This is a genomic window from Mycobacterium paraffinicum, from assembly GCF_001907675.1.
GTDB classification, from domain to species: domain Bacteria; phylum Actinomycetota; class Actinomycetes; order Mycobacteriales; family Mycobacteriaceae; genus Mycobacterium; species Mycobacterium paraffinicum_A.
In genome coordinates, this window is record NZ_MPNT01000002.1 from 29,388 (window position 1) to 47,021 (window position 17,634).

The following is a 17,634-nucleotide window of genomic DNA, read 5'->3' on the forward strand; positions in this document are numbered from 1 at the left end:
GATCTCGGTCAGAAGAAGCCCTGGGCCTTGGTGCCGTAAGACACTAAGAGGTTCTTCGTCTGCTGGTAGTGGTCGAGCATCATCTTGTGGTTTTCGCGGCCGATGCCCGACTGTTTGTAGCCGCCGAACGCCGCATGGGCCGGGTAGACGTGGTAGCAATTCGTCCACACGCGGCCGGCCTTGATGTCGCGGCCAGCGCGGTAAGCGGTGTTGCCGTCGCGGGACCACACCCCGGCGCCCAGCCCGTACGGGGTGTCGTTGGCGATCCTGATCGCGTCGTCGTAATCGGTGAACGACGTGACCGCGACGACCGGGCCGAAGATCTCCTCCTGGAAGATGCGCATGGCGTTCGTGCCCTCGAAGATCGTGGGCTGCACGTAGTAACCGCCGTTGAGGTCGCCGCCCAGTTCGGCACGTTCACCACCGGTGACCACTCGCGCGCCCTCGTCCCTACCGATCTCGATGTAGGACAGGATCTTCTCGAGCTGGTCGTTGGAGGCCTGCGCTCCGATCATCGTTTCGGTGTTCAGAGGATCGCCCTGCCGCACCGCCTTAGTCCGGATCGCCGCCAGTTCCAGGAACTCGGCGTAAATGTCGGCCTGAACCAAGCCTCTTGATGGGCACGTGCACACCTCGCCCTGGTTGAGGGCGAACATGGTGAAGCCCTCCAACGCCTTGTCCTGGTAATCGTCGTGGGCGGCCAGCACGTCGGAGAAGAAGATGTTCGGGCTCTTGCCGCCCAGCTCCAGCGTCACCGGGATCAGGTTCTGGCTGGCGTATTGCATGATCAGCCGCCCGGTCGTGGTCTCGCCGGTGAACGCGATCTTGGCGATCCGGTCGCTCGACGCCAGCGGCTTGCCGGCCTCGACGCCGAATCCGTTGACCACGTTGACCACACCGGGTGGCAGCAGATCACCGATCAGATTCATCAAGTACAGGATCGACGCGGGCGTCTGCTCGGCGGGCTTGAGCACGACGGCGTTGCCGGCGGCCAGCGCCGGGGCCAGCTTCCAGGTCGCCATCAGGATCGGGAAGTTCCAGGGGATGATCTGAGCGACCACACCCAGCGGTTCGTGGAAGTGATAGGCCACGGTGTCGTCGTCGAGTTGGCTCAGCGACCCCTCCTGGGCACGGATGGCGCCGGCGAAATACCGGAAGTGGTCGATTGCCAGCGGGATGTCGGCGGCCAGCGTCTCGCGGATCGGCTTGCCGTTGTCCCAGGATTCGGCCAACGCAAGCGATTCGACATTCGCTTCCATCCGGTCGGCGATCGTGTTCAGGATCGCCGCCCGTTCGGCCGCGGTCGTCTTGCCCCAGGCGCGCGCCGCCGCATGGGCGGCGTCGAGCGCCGCGTCGATGTCGGCGTCGGTCGAGCGCGGTACCTCACAGAATGCCGCACCGGTCACCGGCGTCGGATTCTCGAAATACCGGCCACCCGCCGGCGGCACCCATTCGCCTCCGACGAAGTTGCCGTAGCGGGACTCGAACGCCATCAGTGAACCGGGTTCGCCCGGACGTGCGAATACGGTCATTCGGCCACCTGCCTTTTCGACTAGTTGTGTCGGTTGTCACACAAGGTAAGTAAGCGGGGGTTGCAGCACGGTTGCACGCGTTCCAACGCCGAGGCGGGTTAGGTGAGGTCGAAGTCAAGACCGGCTAGATGGCCCTTCGCTTGCGCTCGCTCCGGCGAGCCGATGGGTGAGCGGTCATGCAGCATCTGCCACCCGTGCCGGTCGTCGCGCGCCTCGGGCAATTTCAGCCAATCCGCGAGGAGGACAATATTGTTCGACGCGATGACAGCCGCGCGGAGGGTACTTGAGAGTTCGGCGCGCACCCTCGCCACACCCGGCGACACCGATTGCGGCAGCAACGCGCCGGCGTAGCAGCGGAGCGCTTGTGCGACGTCGCCGCGGCGCAGCGCGTCGAAAACATCACCCATATCGCTGGCGATGGGTTCGGTGAGCCGGTAAGGGCGCGAGCTGATCAGGCGCTCCCCCACCACGCGTCGCAGCCGCGACATCTCGGCGCGGATGGTCACCACATCGAGATCCCTGTCGTCGAGCAGCACTGCGAGGTGGTCCGCGCTGAGGCCCTCGGGGTGCCGGTCGAGGAGGACCAAGATATCGGCGTGGCGGCCGGTCAAGACCGCGGGCGCGCCCCGCTCCAGGCGGCAGGTGGGGCGTGCCGCGCCAAGCACCGTCAGCCGCGCCTCGCCGGATACCACCGGCCCCCGGGCGCTCGCGCGCAACAGCGCCAGGTGGTTCTCCACGGCGACGCCCGTCGCACGCATCAGCCCCAGCGTCTGCGGTGAGGCGACACTCGCGCCGCCGGTGATGTCGATGGCGCCGATCAGAGCACCGGTCGTCGGATCATGCAGGGGCACCGCGGTGCAGTTCCATGGCTGCACAAGGCGACAAAAGTGTTCCGAACCACGGATCTGCAGTTCACGATCCAGCGCCAGCGCGGTACCGGGCGCGTTGGTCCCCGCACCACGCTCACTCCAATCGGCGCCGGGCACGAAATCCATCAACTCGGCTTTCCGGCATGCCTCACGGTCGCCGTCCACCCATAACAGCGTCCCGTCGGCTCCGGTCACCGCGACGACGACACCCGACTCGGCGGCATCGTCGATCAGCAGGCGACGGATGACGGGCAGGGCGGGTGCGAGCGGGTGGGCACTGCGCAACCGCTCTACCGTGACCGGCGCCGACGAGGTCTGTCCACCACCGCGGTCCGGGTCGACACCCGTCGCCAGGCTGCGCCTCCAGCTGTCCGCGACGAGACGTCGCACCGGAGTGGAATCGAGATAGGTCGAACCGACTTGACCCCCGACGAAGAGCTCGTGCAACTCGCGCAGCGCCGGCGCCGCGCGCCGCGGCGCAGCTACTCCGTCCGCACTCTTCATCCTTGTCACCAACGATACGGTCATCGCGCCACCAGTGATTCAGCAAGCGCGTGAGCTCACGATACTGAAATCCAGCTGAACCACACAGGGACCTTTGGCCCCGGTTGGGAAGGCTAACGACCGCGGAGATCCGGGTGCACCACAACCGCGCCAGTTAACTGGGTTATGCGCCGAGCGCCGCTCGCACGGTGGTGTTCCAGGACTCCTGCATCTCCGACTCGAAGAGGCCCCAGGTGTGCGATCCCTCGGGACGAACAATGTAGGTGATCGGTACGCCTGCGGCGTTGGCCGCATCCGCGAACCGCTTGGTGCTGTCCGCGGTTATGCGCTCGATGAGCCCGCCGGCGATGTTCGGCCCGAAGCCCGCGGGCAGCCGGTCGACGTCGCCCACGCCGCCGCTGCCGGAGGCGGCGGCGTAAACCGCGACGCCCCTCAACTTTCCGGCGTTCTTCGACGGGTCGTGGACCACCCATTCGGGGCCACCCAGGGGCCCCCACATGTTCTCGGCGCTCTGGCCGCCTGCCCCCAGTGTCAGCGCGACCTGTTGGGCCTCATCCGGGTCGGAAACGGACGGGAAACCGCTGTAGGAGGCGACTGCCCTGAAGACTCCCGGCGCCTGAACGGCGTAGTCGATGGCGGTGCCGCCGGTGCTCGACAACCCGCCGACCGCGTTCTTGCCGTTGGCGTGGTACTGCGCGTTGATCAGCGGGGGCAGCTCCCGGGTCATGTAAGTCTGAAACTGCTTGCCGGGGTCGTTGACCCAGTTGGTCCACCAGCTGAAGGCACCGCCGAGCGGGGAGACGACGTTGACGTTCTTGTTGGCGAAGAACCCCTGGATGTCGGTCATGCCGAACCAAGCGCTGCTGTCGCCGCCATCGATGCCCGGCAGCAGGTAGAAGGTGGGCGCACCCGCGTTGGGGGCCCGGTAAACATCGTTGACGATGACCGTGTTCATCGACGGCGAATAGACGGAAACCTTGTCCCAACGGTCGTTGACGTGCTGGATGTCGGTGATGTGCGCACCCTGCGGCGGGTCCGCGGCGGCGACCGGAATCGCCAGCATCGGCAGCGCAGTCAGCAGGGCAACGACGAACGAGCGAACACGGGAGGTCTTGGTCACCGGGAGATTATGCAGGTTCGTGCGCAACAGTTCAGCCCGAAGCGCAAATTTGCGCATACGCGCGCCTACCCGCAGGTCGCCACCCGCACAGCAATCCCGCGACGACCACAATCAGCCACGCCCCCAACGCGACCCAGAAGATGACCAGCGAAACCGTGGTCAGACAACGCCGACCGACTTCGGCGGCCGCAGCGTAGCTGGCGGCGGAGTACATGCCCAGCGGGAACACCAACGCCTACCCCACAACGGGCGAACGCTAGCGAACCCGGCCGACAGTTGATGCGGCGCAGGCCGACGTGGATCAGCGGCACTAGCCAGAGGCTGGCCGCCCGCAGGGACCCGCCGGCCACGCCCTGGCCAGCGATCGGATGGCCAGGCTCGTAATCGACGCGCGGACCATCGGGGTCCAGCTGTCCGGCTCGGAGCGGATGGTCACCGCTCCTCGATGAGCTCCACGATCAGGTGCCGGATGCCGGTGTGCCGATTACTGCGGGCCCATTCGACCGGCCGGACAACGCGCACCGCACCGAACCGCGAGAACAGCTCCTCGAAGAGCACGCGCAGTTCCAGCCGGGCCAGATTGGCACCCAGGCAGTAGTGCACACCCTGACCGAACCCCAAGTGCGGATTGGGCTTTCGGGTGATGTCGAATTCGTCGGCGCGCTCGAATGCGCCGGGGTCGCGATTCGCCGAGCCCTCCCACACCTGGACTTTTTCTCCTGCTTGGATCGATTGCGCACCGAGCGTGACGTCGCGCGTGGCGGTGCGCCGTTTGGACGGCGACGGCGAGGTCCACCGCACGATCTCCTCCACGGCGGTCGGCAGGGCGTCGAGATCCGCACGCAGGGCGCGCAATTGCTCCGGGTGACTGGCCAGCGCCAGCAGCCCGCCGGCGACCGCGTTGCGCGTCGTCTCGGCGCCGGCACTGAAGAGCAGGCTGAAGAACAGGTAGAGCTCGAGATCCGACAGCGACGGCGCGTCCAAGTCGTCGACCGTCGCGTTTGCGACGACCGACAGCATGTCGTCGGTCGGCTCCGCTCGCTTCGAGGCGATCAACTGCTGGCCGTAGTCGTACATCCGCGACCCGGCCTCCTCGACCGACAGCTGGGACAGAGAGGCCTTGCGCGAACCGCCGAAATCGAACTGCGGCTCGATGGCCTCGAACAGCCAATGTCGTTCGGACTCAGGCACTCCCAGCAGGATGCAGATCATCTGCATCGGCAGCTCGGCGGCGATGTCGACCAAGAAGTCGAACGGTTCACCCGGCACCACCGCGTCGAGCAACCGGCGCGCCCGCACCCGCAGGTCGTCCTCGACCAACCGGATCATTCGCGGTGTGAGCCCGGAGCTGACGAGTCGCCGGATCTGCGAGTGGCGGGGGTCGTCCATCATGTTGAGCACCTGGCCGGCGATCGCCAGGTCCTGCAGCAGCGTGCCGCCGTACGGGCGCCCCCCGCCGGTGACCGAGGAGTATGTCCCCGGATCCTTCAACACCTCAAGGGTTTCCGCGTACGTGGCGACGGACCAGAAGCCCTCGCCGTCGGGCGTGTTGTCGGTCGGCTCATGCCAGTACACCGGCGCCTCGCGGCGGTGCATGGCGAACAGGTCGTGCGGAAATCCGTTGGCGAAGTTGTCCAGATCGGTGAAGTCGATCCCCGCGAGCGCGCCGGCGAGGGTCACAGGATCGCGCCCGGAGCGTATTTGGCGGCGTCCGGATAGCGGCTCACCAACGCGTCCACCAGCGCGGCGACCTCGTCCACCTGATCACCGGCGGCGCCGATGAACGCCTTCTTGTCGGCCAGCGCGGCGTCCAGCGCGGCCCGGTCCAGCGGCAGCCGCTCGTCGGCGGCCAACCGGTCCAGCAGGTCGGGCTCCGCGCCGCGTTCCCGCATCGCCAGAGCCGTCGCGACCGCATGTTCGCGGATCACATGATGCGCGGCCTCGCGACCCATGCCGGCGCGGACGGCGGCGATGAGCACCTTGGTGGTGGCCAGGAACGGCAGGTAGCGGTCCAGCTCGCGGGCGATCACCGCCGGGTAGGCACCGAACTCTTCGAGCACCGTCAGGAACGTCTCGATCTGCCCGTCAATGGCAAAGAAGCTGTCCGGCAACGCGACTCGGCGCACCACCGAGCAGAACACGTCGCCCTCGTTCCACTGCGCGCCCGCCAGCTCGGCGGCCATCGAGGCATAGCCGCGCAACACCACCTGCAGCCCGTTGACCCGCTCACAACTGCGGGTGTTCATCTTGTGTGGCATTGCCGAGGACCCGACCTGGCCGGGCGCGAAACCCTCGGTGACGAGCTCGTGCCCGGCCATCAGCCGGATGGTGTGGGCCATCGACGACGGTCCGGCGCCCAGCTGGACCAGAGCCGAAAGCACGTCGTGGTCCAGCGAGCGTGGATACACCTGCCCGACGCTGGTCAAAACGCTTGCGAAGCCGAGGAATTCGGCCACCCGCCGCTCCAGCTCGGCCAGTTTGACCGCGTCGCCGTCCAGCAGGTCCAGCATGTCCTGGGCGGTGCCCATCGGGCCCTTGATTCCGCGCAGCGGGTAGCGGTCGATCAACTCGCGCAGTCGGGTCAGCGCGATCAGCGTCTCTTGCGCGGCCGAGGCGAACCGCTTGCCCAGCGTGGTCGCCTGCGCGGCGACGTTGTGGCTGCGTCCGGCCATCACCAGGTCGCGGTAGGCCACCGCCCGCTCGGCGAGCCGCGCCGCGACCGCGACACCGTGGGAGAACACCAGTTCCAGCGACCGCCGGATCTGCAGCTGCTCGACGTTCTCGGTGAGGTCGCGGCTGGTCATCCCCTTGTGCACGTGCTCGTGGCCGGCCAGTGCGTTGAATTCTTCGATGCGCGCCTTGACGTCGTGGCGCAGGACTCGCTCGCGGTCCGCGATCGAGGCCAGGTCGACGTCCTCGAGCACCCGCTCGTAGTCGGCGATGGCGTCCTGCGGAACGTCCACACCCAGCTCCGCCTGGGCCTGCAGCACCGCCAGCCACAGCCGGCGCTCCGCAACGACCTTGGCCTCCGGCGACCAGATCGCGACCATCTCCGCACTGGCGTACCGGGTGGCCAGGACGTTCGGAATGCTCACAGACATAGAGCTTACGATCGGCCCGCCCCGCCGACCGGTTTGCGGTCACATCGCGCCCTTTTCGCGCTGGTACCTGTGTGGCCAACGTGACTTTCAGAGGCCCCTACCCTGGGCAGGGTGTATTTCGCCGGCGTCGATCTGGCCTGGGCCGGGCGCAACCCCACGGGGGTGGCGGCCGTCGACGCCGACGGCCACCTCGTGCACATCGGCGCGGCACGCGACGACGCCACGGTGCTCGCCGCGTTGTCGCCGTACGTGCGGGGAAGTTGCGTCGTCGCCTTCGACGCGCCGCTGGTGGTGACCAATCCGACCGGCCAGCGGCCCGCCGAAGCGGCGCTCAACCGCGACTTCCGCAGGTTCGAAGCCGGCGCCCATCCGGCCAACACCGGGAAACCCGAGTTCGCCCACGGTCCACGCGCGGCGCGATTGGCCCACGCGCTGGGCCTCGACACGGACCCGCGCTCCCCGGCGGCGCGGCGCGCCATCGAGGTCTACCCGCATCCGGCGACCGTGGTGCTGTTCCGCCTTGCGCGGACGCTCAAATACAAGGCCAAGCCCGGCCGCGGCGTCGAACAGCTGCAATCCGAGCTTCTCGTGCTGATGGACGGAATCGAGAGGCTGGCGCACACCGCAGTGCCGTTACACGTGACAGGCCATGACGATTGGGGACGGCTGCGCACCTGCGTAACCACCGCCCGGCGCAAGAGCGAGCTGCGCCGCGCCGAGGATCCGATCGATGCCGTCGTATGCGCCTACGTGGCGTTGTACGCACAACGCTGCCCGGCCGACGTGACGATCTACGGCGACTTCGCCACCGGGTACATCGTGACGCCATCGCTGCCCGCCGACCGCACGGGCCGCTGATCGATCGGCGCGAGGACGTCGATGAGATCGACCACCGTCCCCAGCGCCGCCGCGCGGGGATCGCGGCCCTCCACCAAGGCGGACACCACGCAACCGTCGACCGCGCAGATCAGCGTGCACACCAGCTCGATGTGCACCGTCCGGCCCGATCGCTCGATGGCCTCGGCCACGGCCTCCGCGCGCTGGCGCAGGCTGCGCCGCATCGTCTCGCGCAACGCGGGCAGCCGGGTGCACGCGATGTGCCGCTCGTAGCGCGAGATCAATTGGTCGCTGAGTCCCGGGCTGGACACGTCTCCCACGAGCAGGTCGACCAACACCTCGGCGATGGTCTCGGGGCCGCGACGCCGGCGGGACAGCGCGGCAACCCGCGACCGCAGCTGCGCCACCTCGATCATCGCGATGTGTTCGACGGCGCGCGCGATCAAATCGTCAAGGGACGAGAAGTAATACGTCGTCGAAGCCAACGGCAGTCCGGCCCGCCGCGCTACCGCGCGGTGCCCCACCGCCTCGAAACCGCCTTCGGCGAGCAGCTCGGCGGCGGCGCTGACGAGCGCATACCGTCGACGTTCTCCCTTGGGAGTGACTGCTGCCGTCACGAGTAGCCATCGTGCCAGCCAAAGTGGTACTGCATTGCCATTTCCGCCAAACGGCCTGGCATGATGGCCCGCATGCCCGACTTGAGCCGCCGTGCCCTGCTGGGCCTCGGTGCCAGCGCGGCGGCGGGCGCAGTCGGCACCTATGCCCTCGACATCCTGTTCAAGCCGCGGCCGTCCCAGGCGATGCCGTTATCGCGGGCCGGCACCCAGGCGCCGCTGGCGCCGCCACCGCCCCTCGAGCCGGCCCCCCCGGGTCAGCCGGCGCCCACCATGGTGACCGGTTCCTTCGTCTCGGCGGCGCGCGGCGGCATCAACACCAACTGGGCCATCGCGCGCCCGCCCGGTCAGACCAAGGCGCTGCGACCGGTGATCGCGCTGCACGGCAAGGGCAGTGATGCGTCGACGGTGATGGCCGGCGGCGTCGAGCAGGGTCTGGCGCAGGCCGTCAACGCGGGGCTGCCGCCCTTTGCCGTGGTCGCCGTGGACGGCGGGGGCAGTTACTGGCACAAGAGGGCATCCGGCGAGGACAGCGGGGCCATGGTGCTCGACGAGCTCATACCCATGCTGGGGAACCAGGGTCTGGACACCTCGCGGGTGGCGTTCCTCGGCTGGTCGATGGGCGGCTACGGCGCGTTGCTGCTCGGCGGTCGGCTGGGCCCGGCACGCACCGCGGCCATCTGCGCGGTCAGCCCCGCGCTGTGGCTGTCCTCCGGCGCCGCGGCGCCCGGCGCGTTCGACGGGCCCGACGACTTCGCGGCGAACTCGGTGTTCGGCATGCCGGCGCTGGCGTCGATTCCCATTCGGATCGATTGCGGCGACAGCGATCCGTTCTACGGCGCCACCAAGCAATTCATCGCGCAACTGCCCAACCCGCCCGCGGGCGGTTTCTCACCCGGTGGGCATAACGCGGAGTTCTGGAGTTCGCAACTGCCGGCCGAGCTCACCTGGATGGCCCCGCTATTGACGGCCTGATGGCCGAGTGGGCCCGCGTCACGCCAGCGCGGCGCTGGTCACCGCGCGTCACGCCGGCGTTACGCTCGCGAGGGTGACCGCACCATTCGACTGGGACTTCCCGTACGCCTGGCCGCGAAAGCCCATCCTGGCGGAAAACGTCGTGTGCACGTCACAACCGCTCGCCGCCCAAGCGGGCCTTCGGATGCTCGCCGAGGGCGGAAGCGCCGTGGATGCGGCGGTCGCCACCGCCATCGCCCTGACGGTGGTGGAGCCGGTATCCAACGGCATCGGGTCGGACGCCTTCGCCATCGTGTGGGACGGCCGGCAATTGCACGGGCTGAATGCGTCGGGTCGCTCGCCCGCGGCCTGGACCCCGGAATACTTCGGCGGCAACGCCGTTCCGACGCTCGGCTGGAACGCGGTGACCGTGCCGGGGGCGGTCTCGGCGTGGACGGAACTGCATGCCAAGTTCGGCAGGCTTGCGTTCGAAAGACTCTTCGCGCCGGCAATCGGCTACGCCCACAAGGGTTTCCTGGTCTCGCCCACGGTCGCGGACCAGTGGGCGGCGCAGGTGCCACTCTTTGCAGAGCAGCCCGGCTTCGCCGCAGCGTTCATGCCCGGCGGGCGGGCACCAAAACCCGGTGAGGTGTTCAGGTTTACCGAGCAGGCGGCCACGCTGGAGAAAATCGCCGCGACCAACGGCGAGGTGTTCTACCGCGGGGAGCTGGCGGAGCGGCTGGAGGCACACGCCCTGGCCAACGACGGCGTGATGCGGACCAGCGACCTAGCGGCTCACCGCGCCGACTGGGTAGGCACCATCAGCGGAACCTACCGCGGGCTCACAGTTCACGAGATTCCGCCCAATGGCCAGGGCATCGTGGCGCTGATCGCGCTCGGGATCCTCCAGCATTTCGACATGTCTTCGCTCCCAGTCGATTCGGCCGAGAGTTTGCACCTGCAGATCGAAGCGCTCAAGCTGGCCTTCGCCGACGCGCAGGCATACGTTTGCGACATCGACCACATGAGGGTCCGTCCGGAGGGCCTGTTGGATGCGGAGTATCTGAGGCGGCGGGCCGGCCTGATTGACCGCGATCAGGCGAAGCCGGCGTCGGCGGGCACTCCCCGGGGCGGCACCGTATATCTCACCGCTGCCGATGCATCGGGGATGATGGTGTCGATGATCCAGTCGAATTACATGGGTTTCGGGTCCGGGGTGGTGGTGCCGGGAACCGGCATTTCGCTACAAAACCGCGGAGCGGGTTTCGTTGCCGACCAAGGTCATCCGAATCGGGTCGGGCCGAACAAGCGGCCATTCCAAACGATCATCCCGGGCTTCGTCACCAAGAACGGTGCACCGGTGATGAGCTTCGGAGTGATGGGCGGCCCGATGCAGCCCCAGGGGCATGTGCAGGTCGTGGTCCGCATCGCCGACTACGGCCAAAACCCGCAAGCGGCTTGCGATGGTCCCCGGTTTCGTTGGGTGCAGGGCATGCAGGTCAGCTTTGAGCCGGGGTTTCCCGCGTCGACGCTGGACGAATTGCGTCGCCGCGGGCACGACCTGCTGGCGGTGGACGACTACAACCAGTTTGGCAGCTGCCAGGCGATCTGGCGGCTCGACGACGGATATTTGGCGGTCAGCGATCCCCGCCGCGACGGCCAAGCCGCGGGTTACTGAACGCTGATCTTGCCTTCGGCGGCCAGTAGCGCGATGTCACTTCGAAAGTGGCTGCCGGGCAACCGGATCGACCCGATCAATTGGTATGCCTGCGCCCGCGCGGCGGCGAGGTCGGCGCCGGTACCCACCACCGACAGCACCCGACCTCCCGACGACACGACCTCCCCGTCGTCGCGGCGCGCCGTGCCCGCGTGCAACACTCCCTCGGCCTCGGCGCCGGCGATCACGTCCCCGACGCGGGGACGGCCGGGATAGTTCTCCGCGGCCAGCACCACCGTGACGGCCGCACCCTGGTGCCAGCGCAACTCGCCGAAGTCGGCCAGCTTGCCGGTACCGGCGGCGTACAGCAGCTGGCCCAGCGGTGAGTCCAGCAACGCCAGCACGGCCTGGGTTTCGGGGTCGCCGAAGCGGCAGTTGAATTCGACCACCGCCGGTCCCTTGCCGGTGATCGCCAACCCGACGTACAACAAACCGCAGAACGGGCTGCCGCGCCGAACCATCTCAGCCGCAACGGGTTCGACGATGTTGCCGACGATGTCGCGGTACACCTCGTCGGGAAGCCACGGAACCGGTGCGTAGGCGCCCATACCGCCGGTGTTGGGGCCGGTATCTCCGTCGCCGACACGCTTGAAGTCCTGCGCGGGCAACAGCGGCACCACCGTTTCACCGTCGACGACGCAGAACAGCGACACCTCGGGCCCGTCCAGGAACGACTCGAGCAGCACCGGGTGACCCGCCTCGAGCAGCCCGGCGGCGTGCGCCCGGGCGACACCGCGATCCGCGGTCACCACCACGCCCTTGCCCGCGGCCAGCCGGTCGTCCTTCACCACCCAGGCCGGGTCGCCCGCCGGAGGCCCGAACCGGTCCAGGGCGGTGTCCAAATGGGCGGGGCTGTCAACGGTTTCGCTGACCGCGGTGCGCACGCCGGCTGCGGCCATGACCTCCTTGGCGAACGCCTTGGACCCTTCGATGCGGGCGGCGTCCTTACTGGGCCCGAAGCAGACGATGCCGGCGGTTCGCAGGGCGTCGGCCACGCCCAACACCAGCGGGACCTCCGGACCGATGACCACCAGGTCGGCCCGCACCTCGCGCGCCAAAGCGACGACGTCGGAACCCGAGGTGACGTCCACGTCGTGCTGCTCGGCGACCCGGGCGGTGCCTGCGTTGCCGGGCGCGACAAACAGCGCCGTGACCTGCGGGTCTTTCCGAAGCGCCAGCAGCAGCGCATGTTCTCGGGCACCCGAACCGATCACCAGGACTCGCACGACACGTCAGACTAGCCGGGGCAAACGCCACACGCCTACGGCACCCGCGTTCACAGGATCTTTTCGAGCAGATTCTTGAGGTCTTTTCGCTGCGCGACGGAGAGGCGTCCGAGGCGCTTGTCGAACTCGGCGGACAGCAGCGCCAGCCCGTCCGCGGCGGCCTTGCGCCCGGCCGGGGTGAGCAGAAGCCGATGGCGCCGCAGATCGGTGGCGTCGATCTCGCGCCGCACGAAGCCCGCGGCCTCTAGCCGTTTGAGGTAGACCGTGACCGTCGCCTTGGGCATGCTCAACGCCGCCGCCAGTTCGGCCGGGTACGGGTTCTCATCGATCTCCGCGAGCAGGAACAGCTCCTTGGATTCGAGCCCTAGCGCGCAGATGTCGGCCTCGGCGCACGAGATGACCGACACCAGCACCCGGTAGTTCAACGACCAGATCTTGGCCGCGTCGACCGCCGGGACCGACTTGCCAGATCGTTCAGCCATGAACTAGTTTAGAACGGAACAAACACATACTCGAACAATCTACCAGAAAGCGGCCACCATGCCTCTGGACCAATACGTGACACTCGGACGCTCCGGCTTGCGCGTCAGCCCCCTGTGCCTGGGGGCCATGACGTTCGGTGAGGACCTCGGCTGGGGCACCAGCGTCGAAGAGTCCCAACAGATCATCGATCGATACACCGACCTCGGTGGCAATTTCATCGATACCGCCAACTTCTACACCCGAAGCCACTCCGAGAAGATCATCGGCGACCACATCGGGCGCGACGCCGTCCGCCGGGATCGCCTGGTGATCGCCACCAAGTTCAGCGGCAACCTCTATCCGGGTGATCCCAACGGCGGCGGCTCGGGCCGCAAGTCGCTGATCAACGCCTGCGAAAATTCGTTGCGGCGTCTGCAAACCGACTACATCGACCTGTATTGGCTGCACATCTGGGATGCCAACACACCCATCGACGAGACCATGGCTGCGCTCGACGATCTCGTCCGCGCCGGCAAGGTCCGCTACATCGGCGTCTCGGACACCCCGGCCTGGAAGATCGCCCAGGCCAACCTCATCGCCCGATTCCGCGGCTGGTCGAGTTTCGTCGGCCTGCAGGTCGAGTACTCGCTGCTGGAGCGCTCCATCGAACAGGAACTGGTTCCGATGGCGGCCGAATTCGGCCTCGGCATCACACCGTGGTCACCGCTCAAGGGCGGCGCGCTCAGCGGCAAGTACACCCGGGCCAATGCCGGCCGGCAGGACTCCGGTCGGGGAGCGATGGTTGACGCCTTCCTCGACGACAAGACTTACGCGGTTGTCGACGAACTCGAGCTCATCGCCAAGGCCCACGGGACGAACGTCGCCAGCGTGGCGCTGGCCTGGGTGCGCGCGCAGCCGGGCGTCTCGTCCGTCATCATCGGGGCGCGCAGGCTCTCGCAACTTAACGACAACGTCCGCGCCGTCGACGTGGGCCTCAGCGCCGACGAACTGGCTCGGCTCGACGCGCTGACCAAGCCGACGTTCGGGTTTCCGAACAACATGCTGGAGATGGCGCCGGGCATTCTCAACGGCGGGACGTCGGTCAACGGCGTCTCCGGGCCGATCTCCGAGTACGTGATGCCCGAGGGCGTGCGGCCTTACTGACCTGATCAGTCCTTGTCGCCGGAGTGCATCTTCAACGCGGCATCCACGTTGGCCTTCTTGTCCTCCCCGGACCCCTTGGCCGCGGCCCTCTTGCGCTTGCCGACGACGGCGTCGACGGCGCCGTTGAGCGCCGAACCCAGCGGGAACCCGAGATAGTGGGTGAGGAATACCGCCATCTCCTTCAGCTCGGTCTCGGTGAGCTCGCCGTTGAGCAAAGCGGCGTTGATCTGGATCTCGGCGAGGTCGCGATTGCCGACCGCGGTGACCGCCGTCAGCGTCATGATGCGCTTGTCCCGCATCGACAACCCGGGCCGGGTCCAGATGCTGCCGAAGAGGTGGTCGACGGTCAGGTCGAAATACGCGTCGCCCTCGATGTTGGGCATCTCCCAGCCGTACACCTCGTTCATCTTTTCGAGGCCATTGCGGCGCAGTTCGTCCATCACGCCTCTTCCTGTTCGTGCGGCACCCCGAGACCGGGGGCCAGCCGCTCGAGTGCTAGCTTAGCCATGGGCAAATCGACCCCCAACGCCTCGGCCAGCGCCAGCGCTAAGCTTAGGTCCTTCTCCCCGAGAGTGCGGGTATGAATGAATGGGTCGTGCAGGAAGTGCCCCGGCTCAAGGTCTTTGGCGTCGTCACGGAACATGATCGACCCAGCGCCGCCGGTCAGCTTGTCGGTGTGGCGCACGACATTGCCAAGGTCCTGCAGGTTCAATCCCGCAGCATCAGCCAGCTTCCAGACCTCGCCGACGGCGGCGAACTCCGTGAAAGTCAGCATGTTGCGGGCCAGCTTCATGCGGGTGCCCGCTCCCGGCGGACCAGCATGCACGACCAGCTCCGCCCAATGCGAGAACGGCTCCTTGATCCGCAAGAAAACATCGTCCTCGGCTCCCACCATGGTGGCGAGCAGGCCCTTGCGCGCGGCCCCTGTTCCGCCACTCACCGGTGCGTCGATGACATGGATGTCACGCGGTTTGTATTCGCGCGCAAGCTCTTCGGCGGTGGTATCGCTGATGGTCGAGTGAATCGCGATGACGGTGCCCGCCTTGGCGTGTAACGCGAGCTCTGCGGCGACCTCGCGCACCTGCGCGTCGTTCAGCACGGTGACGTGAACAATGTCGGCACTTGCCACATCGGCGACGCTGTCCGCCAGCAACGCACCCTTTTCGGCCAACGGCGTCATGGCCTCGGTGCGGATATCGTAAACCATTACACCGCCGGGCCATTCGGCCATTTTCTTGGCCATTGGCGTGCCTATGTTGCCCAGCCCGATATACCCCAGTTTCACGTGTTGGTTCATGACCGGATGATCTGGCCGCCGTCGACGTTGAAGATCTGCCCCGTGATCCACGAGGCCTCGTCGGAGAGCAGGAACAGGCAAATCCCGACCAGGTCCTCGGGAGTCCCCATCCGCGATAAGGGAAGGCCCTTGACGATGTCGGCGACCATCTCCTGCGGGGTGGTGGTCCGGTTGGCCTCGGTGTCGATGGGGCCGGGCGCGATCGCGTTGATGCGGATGTTCTGGCCGCCGAGCTCGCGCGAAAGCTGTTGCGTCAGACCGTTCACGCCGACCTTGGCCAGGCCGTAGAAGTTCGCGTACAGCCACGCAGCCGTGGAGGACTGGTTGACGATCGCCCCGCCGCCACGCTTGGCCATCTTCTTGTACACCGCGCGGGTGCACCACAGCGCGCCGTCGAGGTTCACGCTCATGAATTTCTTGTAGTACTCGGGGTCGACGGTCAGCAGGAAATCCAGCTTCATGCCCCCGAATATCGCCGCGTTGTTCACCAGGTAATCGATACCGCCGAACTCGGCCAGGGTGCGGTCGGCCATCGCCTTGGCCGACGCCGGATCCGACACGTCGACGGGTAGGGCCAGCGCCGTACCGCCCTCGCCCTTGATCCCGTCGGCCACCTTCTCGGCGCCCTGCAGGTTGATGTCGGCTACGACCACGGCCGCACCTTCGCGGGCGAGCGCCTCGGCGTAGGCCTGGCCGATGCCGCCGCCGGACCCGGTGACGATGCCGACCTTGTTCTCAAACCGCATGCTCTTTAGCTCCTCTTGTCAGATCGCCGTCGCGATGGTCTTGATTTCCAGGTATTCCTCGAAGCCGGCCAAGCCCATCTCGCGACCGTTTCCGGACTGCTTGTAACCGCCAAAGGGTGCGTCGGCCGAATACCACACACCGCCATTGACATTGATCGTGCCAGCGCGGACCCGCGCGGCCACCCGCGCCGCCCGATCCGGGTCGGCGCCGAACACGGTGCCCGACAACCCGTATGGCGAGTCGTTGGCAATGCGCACGGCGTCGTCGTCGCCGTCGTGCGGGATCACCGTCAGGACGGGACCGAAGATCTCCTCGCGCGCGCAGCGGGCGTCATTGCCCAGTCCGGCGATCACCGTCGGCTCGATGAAGAAACCGACTTCGCGGTCGGCCGGCCGGCCGCCACCGCAGGCAAACGTCCCGCCCTCGGCGATAGCGGAGTCGAGGTAACCCTGTATCCGGTCCCGCTGGCGCGCCGAAATCACTGGGCCGCAGATTGTTCCGGGATCGGTGGGGTCGCCCGCCTTGATGCCGCCCATCGTGGCGGCCGCGATGGCGACGGCCTCGTCATACTTCGCGCGCGGCACCACCAACCGGGTGGTGATGGCGCACCCCTGCCCGGCGTGCATGCACACCGAGAAACCGGCCACACCCACCGCACCGCTCAAGTCGGCGTCGTCCAGCACGATGAACGCCGACTTGCCGCCGAGCTCGAGGAACACCTTCTTGATGGTCGCGGCGCCGTCGGCCATCACGCTGCGGCCCGTGGCGGTCGACCCGGTGAACGAAACCATGTCCACCCGAGGGTCTTTGGCCAGCAGAGCGCCAACGCCGTGGTCGCTGGACGTCACGATGTTGATCACACCGGGTGGGAAGTCGGTGTGCTCGGCGATGAGTTCACCGAGCACGGCGGCACACCACGGGGTGTCGGGCGCCGGCTTCAGGACGACGGTGTTTCCAGCCGCCAGCGCGGGGCCGATCTTGGCGAGGTTGATCTGGTGGGGGAAGTTCCACGGGGTGATGGCGCCGACGACGCCGACGGCCTCTCGGGCGATCGTGCGTCGGGTGCGGATACCCATCGGTGACGCCTCGCCGAGATCCTGGTTGTACTCGTAGGATTCGGCGGTGTCGGCCGCGAATGCCAGGTCGTTGACCGGGACTTCGAGCTGGGCGATCGAGGTGAGCATCCGGGGCGCGCCGACTTCGGCGATGGTCAGTTCGCGCAGCTCTTCGAGGTGCTGCTGCATCGCCTCGCGCAGCTGCCGCACGCACCGCACGCGCAGTTCGGTGTCGCGCGACCAGTCCGTCTCGTCGAACGCGTGCCGGGCGGCATCAATGGCGCGGCCCATGTCGTCGGCGTCGGCGTCAGCGGCCGCTCCCAGAACTTCCTCGGTCGCCGGATTGATCGTCGGGAAAGTGCCGGCGCTGCCGGGCGCCATCTTGCCGTCGATGAAAAGTGCACTCACGCCGTCGGCCAGCAAGGCCATCTCCCG

At 67.4% G+C, this 17,634-nt stretch carries 16 protein-coding genes; 4 read left to right on the top strand and 12 right to left on the bottom strand.

Going from position 1 to position 17,634, the window contains the following annotated elements:
• Window positions 1–8 precede the first annotated feature (8 nt).
• The 5 genes from adh to purB all read right to left on the bottom strand — a co-directional run bounded on the left by adh (window position 9) and on the right by purB (window position 7,120).
• Entirely contained in the window at window positions 9–1,532 is a 1,524-nt protein-coding gene (gene adh / locus BRW65_RS02765) for an aldehyde dehydrogenase (RefSeq protein ID WP_073871089.1), read from the bottom strand.
• A gap of 98 nt (window positions 1,533–1,630) precedes the next feature.
• Entirely contained in the window at window positions 1,631–2,905 is a 1,275-nt protein-coding gene (locus BRW65_RS02770; protein WP_073871091.1) for a GAF domain-containing protein, read from the bottom strand.
• A gap of 163 nt (window positions 2,906–3,068) precedes the next feature.
• Complete coding sequence (locus tag BRW65_RS02775; RefSeq protein ID WP_167373989.1) at window positions 3,069–4,025, bottom strand: alpha/beta hydrolase; 957 nt, start codon at window positions 4,023–4,025, stop codon at window positions 3,069–3,071.
• Window positions 4,026–4,457: 432 nt separating this feature from the next.
• Window positions 4,458–5,705 carry a cytochrome P450 gene (locus BRW65_RS02780; protein ID WP_073871093.1) on the bottom strand — a complete coding sequence of 416 codons (1,248 nt, stop codon included), beginning with the start codon at window positions 5,703–5,705 and terminating at the stop codon, window positions 4,458–4,460.
• Entirely contained in the window at window positions 5,702–7,120 is a 1,419-nt protein-coding gene (purB, locus tag BRW65_RS02785) for an adenylosuccinate lyase (RefSeq protein ID WP_073871095.1), read from the bottom strand. The genes BRW65_RS02780 and purB overlap by 4 nt, the downstream gene beginning before the upstream one ends.
• A 117-nt stretch (window positions 7,121–7,237) precedes the next feature.
• Here purB and BRW65_RS02790 point away from each other — a divergent pair, with 117 nt between their 5' ends.
• The gene (locus BRW65_RS02790; RefSeq protein WP_073871097.1) at window positions 7,238–7,984 is read left to right on the top strand and encodes a DUF429 domain-containing protein; all 747 of its coding nucleotides are present in this window, start codon (window positions 7,238–7,240) and stop codon (window positions 7,982–7,984) included.
• On the opposite strand, the gene BRW65_RS02795 is transcribed toward BRW65_RS02790, so the two are convergent.
• Window positions 7,918–8,580, bottom strand: a complete 663-nt coding sequence (locus tag BRW65_RS02795) for a TetR/AcrR family transcriptional regulator (protein ID WP_073871099.1) — start codon at window positions 8,578–8,580, stop codon at window positions 7,918–7,920. The genes BRW65_RS02790 and BRW65_RS02795 overlap by 67 nt on opposite strands.
• A gap of 60 nt (window positions 8,581–8,640) precedes the next feature.
• Here BRW65_RS02795 and BRW65_RS02800 point away from each other — a divergent pair, with 60 nt between their 5' ends.
• Window positions 8,641–9,552, top strand: a complete 912-nt coding sequence (locus BRW65_RS02800) for an alpha/beta hydrolase-fold protein (RefSeq protein WP_073871101.1) — start codon at window positions 8,641–8,643, stop codon at window positions 9,550–9,552.
• 73 nt (window positions 9,553–9,625) lie between these two features.
• The gene (locus BRW65_RS02805; RefSeq protein WP_073871707.1) at window positions 9,626–11,209 is read left to right on the top strand and encodes a gamma-glutamyltransferase family protein; all 1,584 of its coding nucleotides are present in this window, start codon (window positions 9,626–9,628) and stop codon (window positions 11,207–11,209) included.
• Here BRW65_RS02805 and purD read toward each other — a convergent pair.
• Window positions 11,203–12,474, bottom strand: coding sequence for a phosphoribosylamine--glycine ligase (purD, locus tag BRW65_RS02810; RefSeq protein ID WP_073871103.1), 1,272 nt, complete (start codon window positions 12,472–12,474; stop codon window positions 11,203–11,205). The two genes, BRW65_RS02805 and purD, sit on opposite strands and share 7 nt — an antisense overlap.
• A gap of 50 nt (window positions 12,475–12,524) precedes the next feature.
• Window positions 12,525–12,956: a MarR family winged helix-turn-helix transcriptional regulator gene (locus tag BRW65_RS02815; RefSeq protein ID WP_073871105.1), complete on the bottom strand. Its 432-nt coding sequence runs from the start codon at window positions 12,954–12,956 to the stop codon at window positions 12,525–12,527.
• Between the two features lie 58 nt (window positions 12,957–13,014).
• On the opposite strand from BRW65_RS02815, the gene BRW65_RS02820 reads away from it, so the two are divergent.
• Window positions 13,015–14,100, top strand: a complete 1,086-nt coding sequence (locus BRW65_RS02820; RefSeq protein WP_073871107.1) for an aldo/keto reductase — start codon at window positions 13,015–13,017, stop codon at window positions 14,098–14,100.
• A gap of 5 nt (window positions 14,101–14,105) precedes the next feature.
• On the opposite strand, the gene BRW65_RS02825 is transcribed toward BRW65_RS02820, so the two are convergent.
• From BRW65_RS02825 to BRW65_RS02840, 4 genes are read right to left on the bottom strand one after another with little or no spacing between them, the layout of a single operon-like run.
• Entirely contained in the window at window positions 14,106–14,540 is a 435-nt protein-coding gene (locus tag BRW65_RS02825; protein WP_073871109.1) for a carboxymuconolactone decarboxylase family protein, read from the bottom strand.
• Window positions 14,540–15,397: an NAD(P)-dependent oxidoreductase gene (locus tag BRW65_RS02830; RefSeq protein ID WP_073871111.1), complete on the bottom strand. Its 858-nt coding sequence runs from the start codon at window positions 15,395–15,397 to the stop codon at window positions 14,540–14,542. The genes BRW65_RS02825 and BRW65_RS02830 overlap by 1 nt, the downstream gene beginning before the upstream one ends.
• Window positions 15,394–16,143: an SDR family oxidoreductase gene (locus tag BRW65_RS02835; RefSeq protein ID WP_073871113.1), complete on the bottom strand. Its 750-nt coding sequence runs from the start codon at window positions 16,141–16,143 to the stop codon at window positions 15,394–15,396. The genes BRW65_RS02830 and BRW65_RS02835 overlap by 4 nt, the downstream gene beginning before the upstream one ends.
• An 18-nt stretch (window positions 16,144–16,161) precedes the next feature.
• Window positions 16,162–17,628, bottom strand: a complete 1,467-nt coding sequence (locus BRW65_RS02840) for an aldehyde dehydrogenase (RefSeq protein ID WP_073871115.1) — start codon at window positions 17,626–17,628, stop codon at window positions 16,162–16,164.
• Window positions 17,629–17,634: the final 6 nt, after the last annotated feature.